At 68.0% G+C, this 20,379-nt stretch carries 20 protein-coding genes; 7 read left to right on the top strand and 13 right to left on the bottom strand.

Going from position 1 to position 20,379, the window contains the following annotated elements; translation table 11 throughout:
* The first annotated feature begins 94 nt into the window (after positions 1-94).
* The 3 genes from VG543_RS03080 to hda are packed head-to-tail and all read left to right on the top strand — an operon-like array spanning position 95 to position 3,107.
* Positions 95-1,234 (top strand): DUF2066 domain-containing protein, encoded by a 1,140-nt coding sequence (locus tag VG543_RS03080; RefSeq protein WP_019659435.1) that lies wholly within the window; start codon positions 95-97, stop codon positions 1,232-1,234.
* Positions 1,231-2,400: an AI-2E family transporter gene (locus VG543_RS03075; RefSeq protein WP_111099197.1), complete on the top strand. Its 1,170-nt coding sequence runs from the start codon at positions 1,231-1,233 to the stop codon at positions 2,398-2,400. The genes VG543_RS03080 and VG543_RS03075 overlap by 4 nt, the downstream gene beginning before the upstream one ends.
* Entirely contained in the window at positions 2,400-3,107 is a 708-nt protein-coding gene (gene hda, locus VG543_RS03070; RefSeq protein ID WP_021202582.1) for a DnaA regulatory inactivator Hda, read from the top strand. The genes VG543_RS03075 and hda overlap by 1 nt, the downstream gene beginning before the upstream one ends.
* A gap of 617 nt (positions 3,108-3,724) precedes the next feature.
* On the opposite strand, the gene murU is transcribed toward hda, so the two are convergent.
* From murU to VG543_RS03050, 4 genes are all read right to left on the bottom strand, one after another.
* Positions 3,725-4,435, bottom strand: a complete 711-nt coding sequence (murU, locus tag VG543_RS03065; protein ID WP_423177699.1) for an N-acetylmuramate alpha-1-phosphate uridylyltransferase MurU — start codon at positions 4,433-4,435, stop codon at positions 3,725-3,727.
* Positions 4,432-5,457: an aminoglycoside phosphotransferase family protein gene (locus VG543_RS03060; protein WP_019659431.1), complete on the bottom strand. Its 1,026-nt coding sequence runs from the start codon at positions 5,455-5,457 to the stop codon at positions 4,432-4,434. Before VG543_RS03060 ends, murU begins: the two co-directional genes overlap by 4 nt.
* Positions 5,458-5,520: 63 nt before the next feature.
* The gene (locus VG543_RS03055) at positions 5,521-5,790 is read right to left on the bottom strand and encodes a GlsB/YeaQ/YmgE family stress response membrane protein (RefSeq protein ID WP_019659430.1); all 270 of its coding nucleotides are present in this window, start codon (positions 5,788-5,790) and stop codon (positions 5,521-5,523) included.
* A gap of 70 nt (positions 5,791-5,860) precedes the next feature.
* Positions 5,861-7,354, bottom strand: coding sequence for a M20 family metallopeptidase (locus VG543_RS03050; RefSeq protein WP_021202579.1), 1,494 nt, complete (start codon positions 7,352-7,354; stop codon positions 5,861-5,863).
* A 199-nt stretch (positions 7,355-7,553) separates the two neighbouring features.
* Between VG543_RS03050 and VG543_RS03045 the strand changes: the two genes are divergently transcribed.
* The 4 genes from VG543_RS03045 to VG543_RS03030 all read left to right on the top strand — a co-directional run bounded on the left by VG543_RS03045 (position 7,554) and on the right by VG543_RS03030 (position 10,703).
* Positions 7,554-7,880 carry a ComEA family DNA-binding protein gene (locus VG543_RS03045; protein WP_032955193.1) on the top strand — a complete coding sequence of 109 codons (327 nt, stop codon included), beginning with the start codon at positions 7,554-7,556 and terminating at the stop codon, positions 7,878-7,880.
* Positions 7,881-8,231: 351 nt separating this feature from the next.
* Positions 8,232-9,317, top strand: a complete 1,086-nt coding sequence (locus VG543_RS03040) for a L,D-transpeptidase (protein ID WP_423177696.1) — start codon at positions 8,232-8,234, stop codon at positions 9,315-9,317.
* 17 nt (positions 9,318-9,334) lie between these two features.
* Positions 9,335-10,060: a murein L,D-transpeptidase catalytic domain family protein gene (locus tag VG543_RS03035; RefSeq protein WP_019659426.1), complete on the top strand. Its 726-nt coding sequence runs from the start codon at positions 9,335-9,337 to the stop codon at positions 10,058-10,060.
* Between the two features lie 34 nt (positions 10,061-10,094).
* Positions 10,095-10,703, top strand: coding sequence for a HutD family protein (locus VG543_RS03030; RefSeq protein WP_423177695.1), 609 nt, complete (start codon positions 10,095-10,097; stop codon positions 10,701-10,703).
* A 213-nt stretch (positions 10,704-10,916) separates the two neighbouring features.
* Here the strand turns inward: VG543_RS03030 and VG543_RS03025 are convergent, their stop codons facing one another.
* The 9 genes from VG543_RS03025 to VG543_RS02985 all read right to left on the bottom strand — a co-directional run bounded on the left by VG543_RS03025 (position 10,917) and on the right by VG543_RS02985 (position 20,344).
* A complete protein-coding gene (locus VG543_RS03025; protein WP_423177693.1) occupies positions 10,917-12,521 on the bottom strand; it encodes a sulfite reductase subunit alpha in 1,605 nt (534 codons plus the stop codon).
* Complete coding sequence (locus tag VG543_RS03020; RefSeq protein ID WP_423177691.1) at positions 12,518-13,489, bottom strand: FAD:protein FMN transferase; 972 nt, start codon at positions 13,487-13,489, stop codon at positions 12,518-12,520. The genes VG543_RS03025 and VG543_RS03020 overlap by 4 nt, the downstream gene beginning before the upstream one ends.
* 54 nt (positions 13,490-13,543) lie before the next feature.
* On the bottom strand, positions 13,544-14,347 hold the full coding sequence (locus VG543_RS03015; protein ID WP_423177689.1) for a DUF4198 domain-containing protein: 804 nt from the start codon (positions 14,345-14,347) through the stop codon (positions 13,544-13,546).
* Positions 14,348-14,420: 73 nt separating this feature from the next.
* Complete coding sequence (locus VG543_RS03010; protein ID WP_021202573.1) at positions 14,421-14,939, bottom strand: DUF2271 domain-containing protein; 519 nt, start codon at positions 14,937-14,939, stop codon at positions 14,421-14,423.
* A 26-nt stretch (positions 14,940-14,965) separates the two neighbouring features.
* Positions 14,966-15,604 carry a PepSY-associated TM helix domain-containing protein gene (locus VG543_RS03005; protein WP_111104324.1) on the bottom strand — a complete coding sequence of 213 codons (639 nt, stop codon included), beginning with the start codon at positions 15,602-15,604 and terminating at the stop codon, positions 14,966-14,968.
* Positions 15,605-15,806: 202 nt separating this feature from the next.
* Positions 15,807-18,227 (bottom strand): TonB-dependent receptor domain-containing protein, encoded by a 2,421-nt coding sequence (locus VG543_RS03000; RefSeq protein ID WP_423177687.1) that lies wholly within the window; start codon positions 18,225-18,227, stop codon positions 15,807-15,809.
* Between the two features lie 144 nt (positions 18,228-18,371).
* Positions 18,372-18,773 carry a hypothetical protein gene (locus VG543_RS02995; protein ID WP_312545936.1) on the bottom strand — a complete coding sequence of 134 codons (402 nt, stop codon included), beginning with the start codon at positions 18,771-18,773 and terminating at the stop codon, positions 18,372-18,374.
* A 163-nt stretch (positions 18,774-18,936) separates the two neighbouring features.
* Positions 18,937-19,614, bottom strand: coding sequence for a Fe2+-dependent dioxygenase (locus VG543_RS02990; protein WP_423177685.1), 678 nt, complete (start codon positions 19,612-19,614; stop codon positions 18,937-18,939).
* A 10-nt stretch (positions 19,615-19,624) separates the two neighbouring features.
* Positions 19,625-20,344 carry a tetratricopeptide repeat protein gene (locus tag VG543_RS02985; protein ID WP_423177683.1) on the bottom strand — a complete coding sequence of 240 codons (720 nt, stop codon included), beginning with the start codon at positions 20,342-20,344 and terminating at the stop codon, positions 19,625-19,627.
* Positions 20,345-20,379: the final 35 nt, after the last annotated feature.

Here is a 20,379-nt window from a genome sequence, read left to right as displayed (position 1 = left end):
TCGGCGCTGGCAGGGGTTGAACGGGCGATTTTAACAGGCCGCATTGGCGCAAAGGCCGTATTCGGGCAACAATTCCCCCGGATACGTCGAGCCAATGGATGTCCTGATGCGCCGCAGCCTGATTCTGACCCTGCTCCTTGCGCTGAGCCTGCCGGTGGCCACGATGGCCCAGAGCGGCCTTCGCACCGAGGGTGATGTCGCCACCGCCAGTGGCGCGTACGAGGCCGAAGTGCCCGTCAACAGCCAAGCCGAAGCCGATCGCAACGGCGCCCTGGCCCGCGCCCTGAGCGTGGTACTGGGCAAGCTGTCCGGTGATCGCAACGTGATGTCGCGCCCCGGTGTGGTGCAGGCACTGCGCAATGCCAAGGACTACGTGGCCAGCTACGACTACAAGCAGGACCAGAGCGTAGGCGCCAGCGGCGCGCCGAGCTTCCGGACCCTGCTGGTGGCCCGTTTCCGCGAGGACGACGTCGATTCGCTGGTCTCGGCGCTGGGCCTGCCGCTGTGGCCGCAGCCGCGACCAAAGCCGGTGGTGTGGCTGGCCGTGGATGACGGCAGCGGACCGCGCCTGGTCAGCGTGCAGCAGGCCAATGCCGCCCGCCCACTGCTGAACCGCGCCATCGAGCGCGGCTACAAGCTCGGCCTGCCCAGCGGCGGTGCCGCCGAGCAGGCGCTGGCCGGTGCCATCTGGCGCCAGGACAGTGCCGCCGTGGCCCGCGCCTCCTCGCGCTACTCACCGCCGATGCAGCTGATCGGCAAGCTCTACCGCGCCAACGGCGGCTGGCAGGCGGACTGGGTGTTCGTCGACAACGGCCGTGAGCTGAACAAGTGGACCAGCAAGGACGCCAACGCCATGCGGGCGATGGCGGCCGGCGCCGATGGCGCCGCCGATGCGCTGGTCAGGCGCTATGCGAAGGCCGGCGCCGCCGTCGGCCAGGCCGGAACCTACCGCGTGGTGGTCACCGGCATCAACAGTGCCGACGACTACCTGCGCCTTGCCGCCGGCCTGCGCGAGGTGCCGGTGGTGCGCAACGTCACCCCGCTGCATGCTTCGGCCGGCCAGCTGGAGCTGAGCCTGGAGATGACCACCGGCCTGGCCGGCTTCAACCGCATGCTGGGCGACAACGGTGTACTGGTGCCGAGCGCGCCGCTGCCGGCCCTGCCGACGCCGATCGACGACACCACCGGTGCCCCGGTCGCAGCACCGGTCAGCAATGAGTACCGCCTGCGATGACCCTGACCCCGGAAGCGGAAATCGCGCAGTTCCTGCGCCGGCTGAAGTACATCCTGTTCGCCGGCCTGGTCGGCTGGGTGGTGTGGCTGCTGGCCCCGATCCTGACCCCGTTCGTGCTGGCGCTGGCACTGGCCTGGCTGGGCGACCCGCTGGTGGACCGCATCGAGGCCACCGGCCGCTCGCGCATGACCGGCGTGGTGCTGGTGTTCGCGGCGATGGTGCTGGTGATCGTGGCGCTGCTGCTGGTGCTGGTGCCGATGATCGAGCGCCAGATCACCACCCTGATCGCGGTCGCGCCGCAGGCGCAGGCGTGGCTGATGGAAAAGGGGATTCCCTGGTTCGAGCAGAAGACCGGCCTGGAAGTGATGCAGTGGCTGGATCCGGACCGCCTGATCGAGTGGGTGCGCAGCCACTGGCAGCAGGCCGGCGGCGTCGCCACCACGTTCATGGGCTACGTCTCGCGTTCGGGTTTTGCGATGGTGACCTGGGTGGTCAACATCCTGCTGCTGCCGATCCTGGCGTTCTACTTCCTGCGCGACTGGGACAAGCTGGTCGAGCGGGTGGCCTCGGTGATTCCGCGCAACCACATCGGCACCATCACTGCGCTGGCGCGTGAGTCCAACGAGGTGTTGGGGGCGTTCATCCGCGGCCAGTTCCTGGTGATGCTGGCATTGGGCGTGATCTACGCCGGCGGCCTGTCGCTGGTAGGCCTCAAGCTGGGCCTGCTGATTGGCCTGATTGCCGGCCTGATCAGCTTCATCCCCTACCTGGGCGCGACCACCGGCGTGCTGATGGCGGTGATTGCCGCGCTGGTGCAGGCACAGGGCTTCGACCTGAAGCTGCTGATCCTGGTCGGCGTGGTGTTCACCGTGGGCCAGCTGCTGGAGAGCTACGTACTGACCCCGCGCATTGTCGGCGACAAGATCGGCCTGCATCCGGTGGCGGTGATCTTCGCGGTGATGGCCGGCGGCCAGCTGTTCGGCTTCCTCGGCATGCTGCTGGCGCTGCCGGTGGCGGCGGTGACCAACGTGCTGCTGCGCTATGCCCACCAGCGTTACCGCCAGAGCGAGCTGTACGTGGGCGAGAAGCCGGCGATCGTGCTTGATGGCGTGGTCGACGCCCCCCATATCATCGTTCCGACCGACAAGGGCCCCGACCTGAAGTGATGGGCGTGCCGCAACTGCCGCTGGCCCTGCATTACCCGCGGGACCAGCGCCTGGAGACCTTCATCGGCGCGCCGGATGGCGCGCTGGCGCAGCTGCGCGCGATCGCGGTCGGTGCCAGCCACGATTGGGTCTACCTGGAAGGCGCTGCGGGAACCGGCAAGACCCACCAGGCGCTGGCGACGTGCTCCAGCGCCGAGCAGGCCGGGCGCCTGCCGACGTACGTGCCACTGGCCAGCGCCGCCGGCCGCGTTCGTGCAGCGCTCGACGGGCTGGACGCACGCGAACTGGTGGCGCTGGACGGGCTGGACGAGGTTGCCGGCAACCGCGAGGACGAGATCGCGCTGTTTGATTTCCACAACCGCGCGCGTGCAGCAGGCGTGACCGTGCTGTACACGGCGCAGAAGGCGCCGGAAGAACTGGGCCTGGTACTGCCCGACCTGCGTTCGCGGCTGGGCCAGTGCGTGCGCGTGCTGCTGCAGCCGCTGGATGAGGAAGGTCGTGCTGCGGTGCTGCGCGAGCGCGCGCTGCGACGCGGCCTGGCCATCGACGAAGCGGCCATCGAGTGGCTGCTGTCGCACACCGGGCGCGAGCTGGGTGGGTTGATCACGCTGCTGGACTGGCTGGACCGCGAATCGCTGGCGGCGAAGCGGCGGATCACCGTGCCGTTCCTGCGCCAGGTGCTGGAAGAAGGCCGGCCTCGTTACTGAGGGTGGGGTTTGTTTGCAGGGCTGCGCCCTGCACCCGCGGTAGTGCCGGCCGCTGGCCGGCAACTTCAACAGCAACGTCAAATGCTGGCTTCCTGAGGGAGGCGGGGTGGCTCAGGTTGCGGGGGACGGCGCAAGTACGTCCATGTAGCCTCGATCGCGCCATCCATGGCGCTCACGCCCCCGCAACCTGAGCCACCCCGCCTTCGACAGGTTCCCGCGATCTGCCGGGACTGCGTACTGCACTGCTGTTGGTGGGTGTCGACCTTGGTCGACACGTGTCTTGCTTGTGGTGGGTGACGACCGTTGGTCGTCACCGGAGCAAGCGCAGCGAAGCGACCCGCTTTTGCTTTTCTTTCCTTTCTTCCGTGGCTGGACGCCCACGGAAACTGTCAGAGGCCGGGCGGGTGGGCCATGCAGGGGCGTTGGCGCCATGGATGGCGCCATCGAGCTTACAGGGGTGAGGGCGCTTTGCTTGCGAAGCACTGCTTCGCAAGCGCCTGAACGCACAGCCGCCAGCGGCTGGGCCGGGCCCCGGAGGGGGACTTGCAGCGTCCCCTGCATGGCCCACCCGCCCGGCCAAGCACGCGATCCGCTTTACGCGACCAACCACGAGGGGCTCAGCCGTTCGCCGCCAACTCAGCATCCAGCGCGCGCAGGCGATCCACGGTGCCGACGTCGGTCCAGCGCCCGCGATGGTGCTGCCCGGTCATCAACCCCTGCGCCATGAAATGCTTCTGCAGCGGCACCACCGAGAATTTCGGCGGCAGCCGCTCGCTGCCCGGCGCATCGCCGATCACCGCGCGCCAGTCGGCCACGATCGAAGGACGGTACACGCCGATGCCGGCATAGGTCAGGCACGGCCCTGCGCGGTCGTGGTGCAGCAGGCCCTGCGCATCGAGTCGGTAGTCACCGTCGGGGTGTTGCGCCGGATTGTCGACCAGCACCAGGTGTGCCTGGCCCTGCGGCTCGCGCGGCAGCGTGGCGAAATCGAAATCGGTCCAGATATCGCCGTTCACCACCAGGAACGGGGCATCGCCCAGCACCGGCAATGCGTTGAGGATGCCGCCGCCGGTTTCCAGCGGGGTCGGCCCTTCGTGCAGGAAATGCAGGCGCACGCCCCATTGGCTGCCATCGCCCAGCGTTGCAGGGAACTGCTCGGCCAGCCACGCGGTGTTGACCACCACCTCGCGCACGCCGAGTGCGGCCAGGCGTTCCAGGTGCCAGACGATCAGCGGCTTGCCAGCCACTTCCAGCAGCGGCTTGGGCGTGTGCAGGGTCAGCGGGCGCATGCGCTCGCCGAGGCCGGCGGCAAAGACCAGCGCCTTCATCGGGCCACGCGCATCGGTGCACCCAGCTCGGCCAGCGCCGGCTTGATGCGCTCGTCCAGCAGCTGCTGCAGCGGTGCCAGCTCGCGGTAGCGCGGCAGTACTTCATCCAGGTAGCCGATGAAGCGCGGCGCGTCGTCCAGGTAATGGCCCTTGTTGTCGCGGTAGCGCAGGCGGCAGAACAGGCCAAGGATCTTCACGTGGCGCTGGATACCCATCCAGTCGGCATCGCGCAGGAAGGTGGCGCGGTCGGGTACCGGCAGGCCGGCGTCGCGTGCGCGCTCGTGGTACTGCGCCAGCCACTCGTCCACGCGCTGCAGCGGCCAGCTCAGGAAGGCGTCCTTGAACAGGCTCACCGCATCGTAGGCGATCGGGCCACGCACCAGGTCCTGGAAATCCAGCACCGCGGGGCCGTCGTCGACCGGCATCAGGTTGCGCGGCATGTAGTCGCGGTGGGTCATCAGCTGGGCCTGGCCCAATGCGTTGTCCATCAACCGGCGGTGTACCAGCTGCAGCCCTTCGATCTCGCCGCAGTCCAGTTCCAGCTGCAGGTGGCGTTGCAGGAACCATTCGTCGAACAGGCCGGCATCGCGCTGCAGCAGCGCTTCGCCGAACTGGCCGAAGTCGGCCGGTACCGGGATCGCCTGCAGGCGCAGCAGCTGTTCGATCGAACGGCCGAACCATTCATCGGCGTTGCGCTCGTCGAGGATCCTGGCCAGGGTCGGGCCGCCGAGATCTTCCAGCAGCAGGAAGCCGGCTTCCAGGTCCTGCGCCAGCAATGCAGGCACGCGCAGGCCGTTGTCGTGCAGCAGGCCGCGCATGCGCAGCCACGGCCGCGGATCTTCCAGCCCCGGCGGAGCGTCCATCACGATGTGGCTGCCGCGCGTGCTGGTGGTACGCCAGTAGCTGCGCATGCCGGCATCCACCGAAGCGCGTTCGACTACCGCGTTGGCGTCATCGAGCTGGGTACGGGCCCACTGCAGGCGCTGCGCGCTGCGCTGGGGATCGGAGGCGGGTTCGGTCATGCGGGCATATCCGGGCGCGCCGGGCGCGCCAACGTCGGGAGCAGGGGGGAAGGAGGGACGGGGTCAGCGGCGGCCGCTGAACAGGCGCAGCACGGCCAGCACGGCCACCGCGCCCACTACCGCACCGAGGAAACCGGCCGGTTCGCCGGGAGCGTACCAGCCCATGTACTGGCCGAACCAACCGGCCACCAGCGCGCCAATGATGCCCAGCACGATGGTCAGCAGGCAGCCCATGCGGTTGTTGCCGGGCATGAAGAAGCGCCCGAGCAGGCCGACGACGAAGCCGACCAGCAGGATGTACAGCCAGCTGCTGCTGCCGAACAGACCATTCATGTGCATGTGTTCCGCTTTGGGTGGACGCAGCCTAGCAAGGCCAGGCTGCGTCCGTCACGGTGTGCCGTAATCAGCAGCAGCCGTGGTCGCCGTGGCGGGTGCCGCTGTCGGCAGCCACCGGCGAACCGCTGGTCTCGCCGCGCAGGCTGGCGGCATAGTGCTCGCTGATCACCTTGGACACGCAGGCGGTGACCTTCTTGCCCATCGGGATGTGCAGGAACTCGTTGGGGCCATGTGCATTGGAATGCGGGCCGAGCACGCCGGTGATCATGAACTGCGCGCCCGGGAACTTCTCGCCCAGCATGCCCATGAACGGGATCGAGCCGCCTTCGCCCATGTACATCGCCGGCTTGCCGAAGAAAGCCTGGCTGGCGTCGTCAATGGCCTGGGTCAGCCACGGCGCCATGGCCGGTGCGTTCCAGCCGGTGGAGGCCTTTTCCAGGTCCAGGGTGACCTGCGCGCCGTTCGGCGGGTCGCGCAGCAGTGCTTCCTTCAACAGTTCGCCGCAGGTCTTGCCATCGGCAGTCGGCGGCAGGCGCAGCGAGAGCTTCACCGAGGTCTGCGGACGCAGCACGTTGCCGGCCGATTCCAGCGGCGGCATGCCACCGACGCCGGTGACCGACAGCGCCGGGCGCCAGGTGCGGTTGAGCACCAGCTCGGTCAGGTCCTCGTTCATGGGGCGCAGGCCGTCGACCATCGGGAACTTCTCGAAGATCTCGGTATCCACCACTTCGGCCGCGCGCTTGGCCTGTTCCAGGCGTTCGGCCGGGATTTCCACGTTCATGCCGTCGATCAGGATGCGGCCGGTGTCCTGGTCCTCGATGCGCGACAGCAGCTGGCGCAGCAGGCGGAAGCTGGACGGCACCACGCCGGAGGCATCGCCGGAATGCACGCCTTCGTTGAGCACCTTCACGGTGAAGTTGCCGCCGGTCAGGCCGCGCAGCGAGGTGGTGCACCACAGCTGGTCGTAGTTGGCGCAGCCCGAATCCAGGCAGACCACCAGCGACGGCTTGCCGATGCGGTCGGCCAGGTGGTCGACGTAGGCCGGCAGGTCGTAGCTGCCCGATTCTTCACAGGCTTCGATCAGCACCACGCAGCGGGCGTGCGGCAGGCCCTGGGCCTGCAGCGCCAGCACCGCGGCCAGCGAGCCGAAGATGGCGTAGCCGTCATCCGCACCGCCGCGGCCATACAGTTTGTCGCCGCGCAGGACCGGGGTCCACGGGCCGAGATCGTCGTCCCAGCCGGTCATTTCCGGCTGCTTGTCCAGATGGCCGTAGAGCAGGATGGTGTCGTCGCCGGTTTCCGGGCCGGAGGCCGGAATTTCCAGGAAGATCAGCGGGGTGCGGCCTTCCAGGCGCACCACTTCAACCTTCAGGCCGGGCAGCTGCTGGGCCCTGGCCCAGTTCTCCATCAGCGTGACCGCCTGTTCCATGTAGCCGTTCTGCACCCAATTGGCGTCGAACATCGGCGACTTGTTGGGAATGCGGATGTAGTCGACCAACTGCGGGACGATTTCACTGTCCCACTTGTCATTGACGAATTGGCCGAGCTTGGCGCTGTCCATCTGAAACTCCGGTTGCATGGGCTGATCCCGCCATTCTACGCCTGTGCCACGGGTAGGGTTTTTCCTACATCACGTCGGGTATTTGGCTGGCTTTTAGAAATCCAGGAAACCGATAGGCTGTGTGCATGTGGTGACGGACACTGTTCCTACCGACGGGATTGCCGGTCGGGACGTCCAGAATCACAAGGAGATACACGTCGTGCCTTGGAGTGTCGTGTTGAGGGCACTGGTGCTGGTCGTGTGGATCGCTGGGGCGCATGCCGCCGAACCGATCGACATCAACCGCGCCGATGCCCAGGCGCTGCAGCAGGGATTGACGATGGTCGGAGCCGCCAAGGCCGAGGCGATCGTCGAGCACCGGCGCAGACACGGCCCGTTTCATCGCGTCGAGGACCTGGCGCAGGTGAAGGGGATAGGGAAAGCCATCGTCGAACGGAATCGACAGCGGATCACCGTAGGCAACAGGTTGTTGCCGGCGGATCCGGTACCCGGATCGGTACCGGTGCGAACCGTACCGAGGCGCTGACAGCAGGAATCGTCGGAACCGGCAGGACGCTGGTTCACCGGTCACGGACAGGACGCCCGTGACCACCGACCGCCGCAGGACGCGGCACCACTCACCAGGATGGTGGCATCACAGACCTGTGGAAGGGGCTGAGATACAAACAGGACAGACGCGGCCGCGTGCAGGATGCAACGCTACCCCCACAGCGCAGGATGCGAGGGGGCGGCAGCAGGCCGACAAGGACGTAACGATTGCCCGGTACGACACATGGCTGTGTCGCCGGGCAGTTTCATTTCCGGCGCCTGGTTTTGCCGCGGCCACCACGGGCCGATGGTGTACGGTGGCCGCTCCGCATGGAAAGGACCCCGCTGGATGCTTGTGCACCGCCCCACCACCCTGATGCTCGCCTTGGCACTGACCCTGCCACTGCAGGCCCACGCCGCTGCGCCTACGCCGGCCGCCAAGCCTGCAGCTGCCGCTGCGGCCACCGCCGAGGTACGCGGACCGACCGACCTCAAGCCGGGCGAATACCTGTGGCATCCGGAAATCTCGCCGACCGGCCCGATCGTGCTGGTGGTCAGCCTTGATGAGCAGCGCGCCTATGTCTACCGCAACGGTATCGCCATCGGCCTGACCACGATCAGCTCGGGCAAGGCCGGGCACGAGACGCCGACCGGCGTGTTCACCATCCTGCAGAAGGACAAGGACCACAGGTCCAACCTCTACAACAGCGCGCCGATGCCGTACATGCAGCGGCTGACCTGGGACGGTATCGCTCTGCATGGCGGCAGCCTGCCCGGGCATCCCGCCTCGCACGGCTGCGTGCGCCTGCCGCAGGCCTTCGCGCAGAAGCTGTTCAGAGAAACCCAGCGTGGCGATACCGTGGTCGTGGCCGATGCCAAGAGCTCGCCGATGACCCTGGCCTATCCGTCGGTACTGGCACCCGTGAATGCGCGTGGGCAGGCCCTGCCGGAGGCAGAGGGCGGAGCGCCGGCGCAGGCGTGGTGGAACGACAGCGCGGCCCCGGCCGGGCAGGTCGGCATCCTGGTCAGCCTGCATGACCAGCGCCTGTACGTGCTGCGCGATGGCGTGATGATCGGCGAGTCGCCGCTGAAGGCCGACGCCCTGCCCGCATTCCAGGGCACCACGCTGTTCGTGATGGGGCAGGGTTACAGCGACACCCCCAGCCCGCTGGACGTGAACCAGCGGCTGCACCAGTGGACGGCCTATCCGTTGCTGGGCCAGGACCGTGCCCAGGCCACGCCGGACCTGCTGGCCACGCCCTCGCTGCCGATGGCGCTGCCGGCCGATTTCGCCCGCCAGCTGTACCAGGTGCTGGTGCCGGGCACGACCCTGCTGGTGACCTCGCTGCCGGCGGTCCGCCCAAGCCCGGCTGAATCCGGAATGCAGCCGGTCTTGGAATCCGAGCCGCCAGGGTCCACCCTCAAGGGCAACTGAGTCCCCTCGTTGTGCCCATGACTGCATCCCGCCTGTGCCGGCTGGCCGCGTTCGGCCTGCTGGCGACCTCGGCCAGCGCCCCGGCGCTGGCACAGACGCCCGCCCTCGCCACCTCTGCCGATGATCTGGCTGCCCTGCTGTCGCGCAGTGCGCCCAAGGCCGACCGCCACGTGTTGCAGCTGGCGGCGCGCGCCATGCGCTGCGCGCTGCAGCGGCCGGAGCTGGGCATCAACGGTGATCGGCTCAGCGTGATCGATTACTCGCGCCCGTCCACCGAGCCGCGCCTGTGGGTGTTCGACCTGGCGCACCAGCGCCTGCTGTTCGAGGAATGGGTGGCGCATGGCCGCAACAGCGGCGAGAACCGCACCGAGCACTTCTCCAACCGCGACGGCAGTTTCATGTCCAGCCTCGGCGCGTTCACCGCGCAGGAAACCTACATGGGCGGCAATGGATATTCGCTGCGCCTGGCCGGCCTGGAACCGGGCTTCAATGACCGCGCGCGCGATCGCGCGATCGTCATCCATGGTGCGCCGTACGTGAACCCGGCTACCGCGCAGCTGCAGGGGCGGCTGGGACGCAGCCTGGGTTGCCCGGCGGTGCGGCTGTCGGTGGCCAAGCCGCTGATCGATGCGTTGCGTGGTGGCACGATGGTGTTTGCTTACTACCCCGACCAGGATTGGCTGAAGCACTCGCAGCTGCTGGCCGGCGGGTGCGGTGGCCAGGGCACGCTCGCCACGCGGTGATGCACGACGGCGCGCGGCATGATGCAATGCGCGGATGAACATCGACTCCCTGCTGCACACTCCGAGCCAGGTCATTTCCAGCCTGGACTATCGCCGCGAGCGCTGGCGGAATGGACTTGGCTGGACCCGCGAGATCCTTCGCCTGCCTGCGCAGGGGGATGACTGGGCGCTGCGCCTGTCGGCGGCCGAGATCGAGCAGGACGCCGCGTTCTCCGCCTTCCCCGGCGTGGAGCGCGAACTGGTACTGCTGCAGGGCAATGGCGTGCGCCTGCGCTTCGACGATGGCCGCGTTGCCGAGGTGCTGCCGCCGCATGGACGGGTGCGCTTTGCCGGCGAGGAAACCCTGCATGGTGAACTGGTCGATGGCACCACCCACGACTTCAACCTGATGTGGAAGCGCGAGCTGCTGCAGGCCGAACTGCTGCACCGGCCACTGGTGGGCGCGATGTTCTTCTTCTGCGAACCGGGCGTGGCCTGGGCGCTGCATCTGCTGTCCGGTCAGGCGGAGTTCGGTGCCGACAGCGGCCTGCCCGTGCTACGGGCCGGCGATACCGCGTGGTTGGCGGCCGGCGAACGTCAGCGGCACGCGTTGCAGGGCGGTGGCGAGTTGTTGGCGATACGGGTCAGTGCGGCGGCGGGATGATTCCTGGGCGCCGGTGGCTCAATCCACGCATGGCGTGGATCTACTGGGGTGTAGTTGCCATGCCTGGACACGCCGCGCAGTAGATCCACGCCATGCGTGGATACGGCCGCCAATGCTGCGTCATGGTGCGAACCAAGGTTCGCACCCACCAGAAGGCGGTTCGCAGGCGTCGGTGCGTTCAGTAGATCCACGCCATGCGTGGATGCGGCGACCTCAATACACATCGCGCCGGTAACGACCGGCCAGCAGCAGCGCTTCCTTGTCCGCAGTCCCCAGCACCTGTTCGATCACCGCATCCACCGCCGGGGCCATGCCCTGCAGGCTGCCGCAGACCAGGATCGTGGCGCCTTCATCCACCCACTGCCGCAGTGTTGCTGCTTCGGCCAGCAGGCGGTCCTGCACATAGCGATGCGCACCGCCATCGCGGCTGAACACTGCATCCAGCCGCGCCAGCGTGCCGTCGGCCAGCATTGCCTGCAGCTCTTCGCCGAAATGGAAGTCATGCGCGGCGGTGCGCTCACCGAACAGCAGCCAGGTACGGCGTGCGCCACGCTGGGCACGTTCGTGCAGATGTGCGCGCAGGCCGGCGATGCCGGTGCCGTTGCCGATCAGCAGCAGCGGTACATCGAAGGGGACGCCATGGAAATTGTCGTTGCGGCGCAGGCGCAGCTGCACCGGTTCACCGATGGCCGCGTGGTCGCACAGCCAGCCGCTGCCGATGCCAGGCGTGCCGTCCGCGCGCAGCTGTCGGCGCAGCAGCAGCTCGACCGCACCGTCGGCCATCACCGAGGCGATCGAGTACTCGCGATGGGGCAGCGGTTGCAGGGTCGCCAGCAATGCGGGCAGATCACCCGGGGGAACCAATGAGGGCAGGTGCGAGCGCGCGACGCGTGCCAGCAACGTCTGCCCGTCATCCAGCACGGTATCCGCATCGAAGCGTTGTGCGTCCAGCCAGGCACGCACGGTGTGCGGTGCGTGCTGCGGGCCGATCTCGGCGATGTCACCGGCCTGCCACTGTGCATCTGCATCGGCCGGGGGCTGCAGGCGCAACCAATACACGGGGCCGCCGGGGCTGCCCGGGTTCAGATGCTCACGTTGCAGCAGCGTCCACGGCTGGTACTCGGCCGGGCTCCAGTCGGGCAGTTCGCTGGCGCCGCCGCCGAGCTGGCCCAGCAACTGCTGCCAATGGCGCAGCGCGGCCGGATCGGCGTTGTCGACGTCGATCGCATCGAACAGCGGATGCGCACCGTGCTGGCGCAGCCACTGGTCGAGCTGGTGGCCGAATCCGCAGAAGTGGCCGTAACTGCGGTCGCCCAGTGCGAGCACGCCGTACTGCAGGTGCTGCAGCGCAGGCGGTGAGGTCATCACGCCGCGCAGGAACGGCAGCGCATGATCGGGTGGGTCGCCTTCGCCAGTGGTGCTGGCGATGAACAATGCACGCTGGCTGTCGGCCAGCAGCGTGGCGTCGACCTCATGCAGGCCGCGCACACGCACCGGCACGCCGGCACCGCGCAATGCCTCGGCACTGCGTTCGGCCAGTTCGCGGGCAAAACCGGTCTGGCTGGACCAGACCATCAGGATCGGTGCGACGTCGCCAGAGGCAGCATCGTCGCGCGGTCGCCCACGCCACCGCAGTGCGGCGCAGGCCAGCGCATACAGTGCGGTGGCGATGATCGCGATCTGCGTTTGCCGTGCCGGCGGCGCGCCCTGCCACCAGGCTTCGCCGAGATGCAGTCGCAGCAGCGCCCAGGCGATCAGCGCCAGCAGGAGCAGGACCAGTGCGTTGCCAAGCCACGCGCGCGATGGACGTGCGCTCATGCGTCCTGCTCGTCGAGCAGGCGCTGGAAGGCGCTACTGAGAAATTCCCGCGGGCCGTCTGCTGCACGCTGCAGGTAGCGTGCAGCCAAGCCTTCGCGTTCGGCCAGCGCCATGCCCTGTTCGTGGCCGAGCACGGTCAGTGCGGTCGCCCAGGCATCGGCGTGCATGGCATCGTCGGCGACCACGGTGACCGCTGCGGCGACCTGGCGCACTGGCATGCCGCTGCGCGGGTCCAGGCTGTGGCTGTAGGCCTGGCCATCGGCCTGGTACTGGTGCCAGCGGTCGCCCGAGGTGGCCACGGCCTTGCCATCCAGTGCCAGCACGCGCGGCGGCGTGTCGGTGTGCGCGTCTTCTTCCGGTGCCGATTCCACCAGCACGCGCCACGGTTGCCCATCGGGCTTGCGGCCGTAGCCGGCCAGTTCGCCGCCCACTTCGATCAGCGCAGCGGTGATGCCCTGATCGCGCAGCCAGGCGGCGACGTGGTCGACACCGAAGCCTTTCGCAATCGCAGAGAGATCCAGTTCCAGACCACCGGGTTGCAGCAGCGCATCATCGCGCCACTGCAACTGCTGCCAGCCGCAGCGGGCGCGGGTGGCCTGCAGGGTTGCGGCGTCGGGCACGCGGCGTGGGCCGGCCTGTGCACCGAAGCCCCACAGCGCGACCAGCGGACCCAGGGTGGGATCGAATGCACCATCGCTGGCGGCGGCGATGGCCTGTGCGCAGGCCAGCACCTGGCGGGTTTCAGCCGGCAGCACGCACCATTGGCCCGCGTCGGCGCGGTTGTAGCGACTCAGGTCCGAGCCGGGCTCCCAGGTGCTCATCTGCGCGACCACCGCATCCAGCCGCGCCTGGATGCCGGCATGCAGCAGGTGCAGGTCGCGCTGGTGCGGCGCGACCAGCGACACGCTCCAGGTGGTGCCCATGGTAGTGCCACCGAGGCGGGCGATGTCGAGCAGGGGATCGGTCATGGTGGTGTGCTGCAGATGCGATGCCGGGGCTGCCCGGCATCGCGGTCCACGTCATTACTGCGGCAGCACTTCCAGCGTGGCCACGTAGCTCAGGCGGCGCTTGGCGGCCTGCTTCACCGAGGTCTTGTTGTCCTCGGTGCCGGTTTCCAGCCAGTACATGCCAGCTTCCGGCCAGGTCACCTTGATCTCGCCCTTGGCATCGCTGGTGACCTTCAGTTCGTCCTGCGCGTTGCGGTAGCGGGTGGCGCCACGCACGATCTCGAACTCCAGGCCGGTGGCCGGCTTGCCGTCGACCAGCACGCGGAAGGTGGCTTCCTCGCCGGCGAACAGATCGTTGGGGTGGCCGACGGCGACCAGCTCGATGCCACGGTTGGTGGGCTTGAGCGCGGTGTCGTTCGGCGCACCGTTGGTGACGAAGGTCTCCACGCGGCCGACCGACTGGCTCACTTCCAGCTTCTTCGCATCCTTCGGCAGTTCACCGAAAGTGGCAACGCTGCCACGCCAGCGCTTGCGCTCGCCGTTCTGCTCGTAGGTGGCGAACAGGCCGTCACTGACCGACGCGATGCGGTAGGTGCCGGGCTGCTTCAGTTCGATGTCGAACACGCTGCGGTACTTGCCGGTCGCTGCGTTCTGCGGCTGCACGGTGCTGCCGTCCGGCGCGGTGATCACCACCGATTCCAGGCGCAGCGGCACGTGGTTGAAGTAGAACAGGTCGTTGGAGACCGCACCGTCGACGGTGATCCACGGTGCGTTGCCGGCGATCACGGTCTGCGAGGGCAGCAGCCAGGCCTTGTGGGCCAGGGCGGAGAAGGGAAGGGCAGCGGCCAGGGCGGCGGCGAGGACGAGCGTGCGCTTCATGCGGAGGACTCCAGTGGATGCGGGTGATGCGGCAAGGAAGAGGGGGCTACGACTTGATCCCCTCCGTCCCCTCTCAGGGTTTGACGGACAGGGTGACCTGGCCCAGTTCGGTGGCGCCCTGCGCCTTGCCGTTCTGCGCGGCGGTGGCCGGCCAGGTAAAGGGGATCTTCAGCAGTTCACGGCCGCCGACTTCGCGCACCGCCTCGACCACCAGGGTGTAGTTGCCGGGGGCCAGCTGCTTCAGTGCCGGCTGCTTGTCGTTGAACGACAGCGCGTGCTTGCCGGCCGGGCGGGTCGGGCCGGTCACGCCGTCCACCGGCACCTGCAGGGTGCGGCCGCTCTTGCGCCACCACTGGCGCAGGTCGGGCAGCCACTTGGTGCCATGGCCTTCGCTGTTGCTGGTCTGCTGGTACCAGACCGACAGGTTGGCCGCGACCTTCTGGTCGGCGCCTTCCAGCCACACTGCCACGTACGGGCGGTGGTACTCGGCCACGTTGAGCTTGGGCACTTCGACGTTGATGTCGAGGGTGGTGGCATAGGCCGGCGAGGTGGCCAGCAGGCCGCTGAGGGCGATGGTCAGGGTGACGCGCATGGGGCGGCTCCGGAAACGAAGGAAAGTCAGTGGATCAGCAGCAGGGCGATCAACAGCGGGATCATCAGGCCGAGGCCGACCAGCGGCCAGGTCATGCGCCGCTGCCGCGCATGCAGGTGCAGCAGGAACAGGCCGGTGATGCAGAACACCAGGCAGGCCACGGCGAACAGGTCCAGGAACCAGCCCCACGCCGGGCCCGCGTTGCGGCCCTTGTGCAGGTCGTTGAGGTAGGACACCGCGCCGCGCGAGGTCGATTCGTATTCCACCGCGCCGGTCTCGCGGTCGATGCTCAGCCAGGCGTCGCCACCGGGGCGCGGCAGCGACAGGTAGATCTCTTCGGCCGACCATTCGGCCGGGCGGCCGCCAATGGCGATGCCCAGCTGCGTATCCAGCCATTGCCGCGCCGGGCGCGGGATCGGCGCGTTGCCGTCCTCGCGGGTGCCCAGTTGGCCCAGCAGTTCGGCCGGCAGCTCCAGATGCTGGTTCTGCACCTCGGGCTTGGCCTCGATCTTCGCGGCATGGTTGAGGGTCAGGCCGGTCACCGCGAACAGCAGCATGCCGATCAGGCACACCGCCGAGCTGATCCAGTGCCACTGGTGCAGCGTCCGCAGCCAGAAGCCACGGTTCTGTTGCTGCTGCACGGTGGAAGTGGCAGGACGGCTCACGGCACGGTTCGAGGCGGACGGGGACTGCCCATTACATCATTGATGAGAATAGCTCGCAATTGCGTGTCGTTCTGTATCCCGGAGGGGGCTTTAGCGGTTGCCGGCCAGCGGCCGGCACTACCGCAGGATTGGTAGATCCACGCCATGCGTGGATGAAGCGGTGCCGACCAAGGTTGGAACCCACCAAGGCGGTGCGCGGCGGTCAGAACTTCGCGTTCAACGAAATCCAGTAGCTGCGGCGCTGGTCCTTGGTCGCGTAGTCGTCCACGCAGTTGAATTCGCTCTGGCTGATCAACAGGCACGACTGCGAGACGAAATCCTTGTCGAGCAGGTTGTTGACCCGTGCGTTCACCGTCAGCCAGGGCGTGGCCTTCCAGCTGCCACCGAGATGGAAGATGGTGTAGTCCTCGTAGTAGCGGGTGTGGCTGGCGCCGTTGGCGTCCAGCAGCGTGTCGCGGTAGCGGTCGTAGCGGCCTTCGCCGATCAGCGACAGGCTGAGCGCTTCGTTGACCTGCCAGTTGAGGCTGGCGTTGGCCATGTGTTTTGCCGGCGTGGTGCCGCTGATCGGCAGCCCCTTCTGTGCGCCACTGGTCTGCTCGCTCCTGGTCCAGGTGTAGTTGCCGCGCAGCTGCAGGGTGTCGAGCAGGTCGACGTGGGCGGCCAGTTCGGCACCCCGCGTTTCAGCCTTGTCGATGTTCACGCTCTGGGTGAAGGTGCTGTAGCCCAGAGCGGCCCAACCCGGACCGATGTCCACGCAGTAACCGCTGCCGGCCGGCGCCACTTCGCAGTTCGGGAAGGTGCCACCACTGGCGATCTTGTCTTCGAACGTGTTGAAGAAGCCAGTGACGTTGAAGCCCCAGCGTTGGCCCTCGTAGTAGGCGGCCAGCTCGTAGTTGGTGCTGGTTTCAGGCTTGAGGTTCGGCGAACCGACCAGTGGCAGCACGCCCTGGCCACCGAAGCCGGTGATGCCCGGGAACAGCTGGTCCGGTCGCGGGGTCTTGTAGCCGGTGCTGACGCCGCCCTTGAAGGTCCACGCATCGCTGGCGTTCCACACAAGGTAGCCGCGCGGGCTGACATGGCTGCCGAACACGTTGTGGTCGTCGTAGCGCAGGCCGAAGGTGGCGGTGAGGCTATCGGTCAACGCCCAGTTGTCCTCGGCGAACAGCGCCCACATGCGGTGCTTCTGCTTGGTGTTGCTGCGATAACCGGCGCCATCCATGCCGAACACGCCATCGATCATGTCGGTGTCGTTGTACTGGCCGCCGACGGTCAGCGTGTGCGCGCCGAAGTCCAGGTCGAGCATCGTGTCAAGCACGTAGCCTTCCAGTTCCATGGTGCGCAGCGGACGCGGCAGGAACGCCTGCAGGCGCGCCATCTCGCTGGGATTGAGCGCAGTCAGCGCATTGCCACGGCCGGCCGCGCAGTTGTTGGCAGCACCGGTACGACGGCAGACGTCATTCCACAGCGTCTGCAGGTTGGCGCGCTCGTCCAGGGTCAGCGGCAGCGAGCGGCCGAGGTTGCTGCTCTTGCTGTGGGTCAGCGAGGTCTGCCAGGTGCCGAAGCTGTAACGGCCCTGGTGGGTCAACGACAGCTGGTCGCGCTCGTAGCGCTGGTAGGCGGTGTAGCCCACGCGCGGCTGCACCACGCGGCGGGTGACGGTGCCGCTGCCGCTCGGGTTGGGGATGACCGCATTGCCGACGCGCCACAGGCTGGCCAGGCTGTCCAGCGTGCCGGTCTGTCCTTCGCTGTTGTCGTACTTCTGCCGCGACACGTCGTAGTCCAGCCACAGTTCGTGATCGTCGTTGACGCGGAAATCCAGGCGTACGCCAGTGTTCCAGTTGGTGTTGGCCACCGACTTGCCACCGCCGCCGAAGCCGATGCTGCGCTCCCACAGGCTGCCGTCGGGCAGGGTCAGTGCATCCCACTCCGGGTTGGAGGCCTTGGCGTCGTAGTAGCTGCCGCGCACCGCCAGGCTGAGGCGGTCCTTCAGCAGCGGGCCGCTCAAGTAAAGGTCGGTGGTGCGCGCATCACCGAACTGGTCATCCTGCTGCACGGTGAAGCCCTGGGTCACGGCGCCGTGCCAGCGGTCCTGGTTGCGTCGGGTGATGATGTTGATCACGCCGCCCATCGCGTCCGAGCCGTACAGCGTGGACATCGGGCCGCGCACGACTTCGATGCGTTCGATCGCGTCCAGCGGCGGCAGGTAGGCGAACTGGCCGCCACCGAAGTTGTTCGGGTACAGCTGACCGACATTGCTCTGGCGGCGGCCGTCGATCAGCACCAGGGTGTATTCGGACGGCAGGCCGCGCATGGAGATGGTGGCGCGGCCGTTCTTGTCGGTGGCCTCCAGGCCGACGTCGATGCCTTCGACGTCGCGCAGCGCGTCGACCAGATTGGTGTAGGGGCGCTTGCTGAGTTCTTCGCGACTGACCACGCTGATGCTGGCCGGCGCATCGACCACCTTCTGCTCGAAGCCGGAGGCGGTGACCACCACCTTGTCCAGCGTTTGCGGCGCGCCGGAAGCGTCACCGTGGGCGAGGGCAGGGGCGGTCATGGCCGCCAGCACGGCGCTGGTCAGCAGGGTACGGGACAGGGACGAACGGACACGATGGCGCTGGGCCATGGCAGTAACCTCGAAGGATGCAGGGTGGTGCGATGCCAGGCGCGAACGGTCGGCATGCACGGGGAGGCCCGGTCAGGGGCGGCAGGGATGAAGCAGGCAGCGGCGCGCGGGCACGCCGCGCAGGCGGTCACGCGGGGCCGTGAATCAGGCGAGCGGCGGCGCCTGGCCGCGTTGCTGGCGGCGCCCGGGCGCATCGGCCCAGGGCGTGTCCGGAGCGGCCAGCGGCCAGTCCGGGCGCACGCCGGGCATGGCCGGCGTGGCGGGTACGAGTTCAAGCTCGGTGCGCAGCCACTGGCTGGCCAGCACCAGCGGCGGGGGAGCCTTCTCGGCTGATTTCACCGGAGCTGCAGCACAGCGACGCAGCTTGGCCGGGGCCTCTTCCTGCAGGGGCGCTTCGCCACCGCGTTCTTCCAGCGGCATCTGCACGGCCATTCCGGCTTGCTCGTGTGGCAGCAGTGGCAGGGTGCCCAGCAGCAAGGCCAGCATCGCCACCCACGCCAGCAGGCTGGCCAGCGCAGGACGCTGGCCACGCATGGCGGTGCCCATCTTGCGATGGATGAGTGGACGAGGGCGAAGCGGGCGCAGCAAGCAGGGGTCCCCAAGGGTCTGCCGGCAGCGGCCGGCATCAACGGGGCGTGATTGTAATGAGAGCTGTTAGCTGTTGCAAATGAGAATGATTGCCAAATCGTCTCGGGCTGGCCATTGGGGCTCAGACCTCGCTCCAGCGCCGCAGCAGGTTGTGGTACACGCCGGTCAGCTGCAGCACCGCCTCGGCGTCGCCGCCGGTCTGCCGCAGGCGCTCGATCGCGCCGTCCATTTCCCACAGCAGGCGGCGCTGCACATCGTCGCGGACCATGCTCTGTACCCAGAAGAACGAGGCCACGCGCGCGCCGGCGGTGACGGGGCGCACCTGGTGCAGGCTGCTGGACGGGTACACGATCAGGTCGCCAGCGGGCAGCTTCACTTCATGCTCGCCGTAGGTATCGCTGATGATCAGTTCGCCGCCCTCGTACTCGTCCGGCGCGGACAGGAACAGGGTGCAGGAGATGTCCGAACGCAGCTGTTCGCCGTTGGCCAGGTTCATCACCGCGCCGTCGACGTGAAAACCATAGGTGCCGCCACCGCTGTAGCGGTTGAAGCGTGGCGGCAGGTATTTCAGCGGCAGCGCCGCGCTGAAGAACAGCGGGTGACGGGCCAGCGCGACGAGGATGATCTCGCCCAGCTCGCGGCGCAGCGGCGAGGCCTCGGGCAGCTGCTGGTTGTGCTTGGCCTGCGCGCCCAGATGGCCGACGGTCTCGCGGCCATCGGTCCAGTCGGCGGCATCCAGTCGGCGGCGAAAGTCGGCCACCTGGTCGGTGCTGAGAATGTCGGGGATGTGCAGCAGCATGCGGGACTCCTCAGAGGGACGGCGGTGCGGCCAGGGCGCGCACCTGCGGATGCGGCGACGCGGCCAGTTCCGGCACGATGTGCGCCATGAACGCCGGGCTGCCGTGCGCCAGCGCCAGCTGCAGCCAGTGCACGGCCTGGTCGATCTGTCCGGCCTGCAGCAGGATCGAGGCGTAGTTGGCCTGGCCACGGAAATCGCCGGTCTCGGCCGCGCGCCGGTACCAGCCCAGGGCGGCCTGCGGATCGCGCTCGATCTCCAGGCCGTCTTCGAGGTGGCGGGCCAACAGGTTCATCGATTTGGCATGGCCCAGGTGTGCGGCACGGGTATACAGGGCCAGTGCCTGCGCGCGGTCCTGGGTCACGCCGCGGCCGGTGGCCAGCAGGTTGGCCAGGTTGTACAGGCCCCAGTCCAGCCCGGTGTCGGCCGCGCGCCGGTACCAGACTGCGGCCAGTGCCGGATTGGCCGTGGTGCCTTGGCCCAGCTCATGGCAGCGGCCGAGCATGTTCATCGCCATCGGCGCGCCGTTGTTGGCGGCGGTTTCGTACCAGAGCAGCGCCGCCGAGGCGTCCTGTAGGGTGCCCTTGCCTTCCATGTGCATCTGCGCGAGCAGCAGCTGTGCATCGACCTGCCCGGCCTGTGCGGCGTCGCGCACGCGTGCGAACGCAGCCTGTGGATCGTGCTGGAGCAGCTCGGCCAGGGCGTCGCTGTCGATGGGGGTACGGGGTGCCATGATGGGGTGAGTATCGCCGGAAACAAAAACGGCGG

This window comes from Stenotrophomonas sp. CASM101 (genome assembly GCF_049384845.1).
Classification (GTDB): Bacteria; Pseudomonadota; Gammaproteobacteria; order Xanthomonadales; family Xanthomonadaceae; genus Stenotrophomonas; species Stenotrophomonas hibiscicola.
This window is presented reverse-complemented; position numbering and strand designations above follow the sequence as displayed.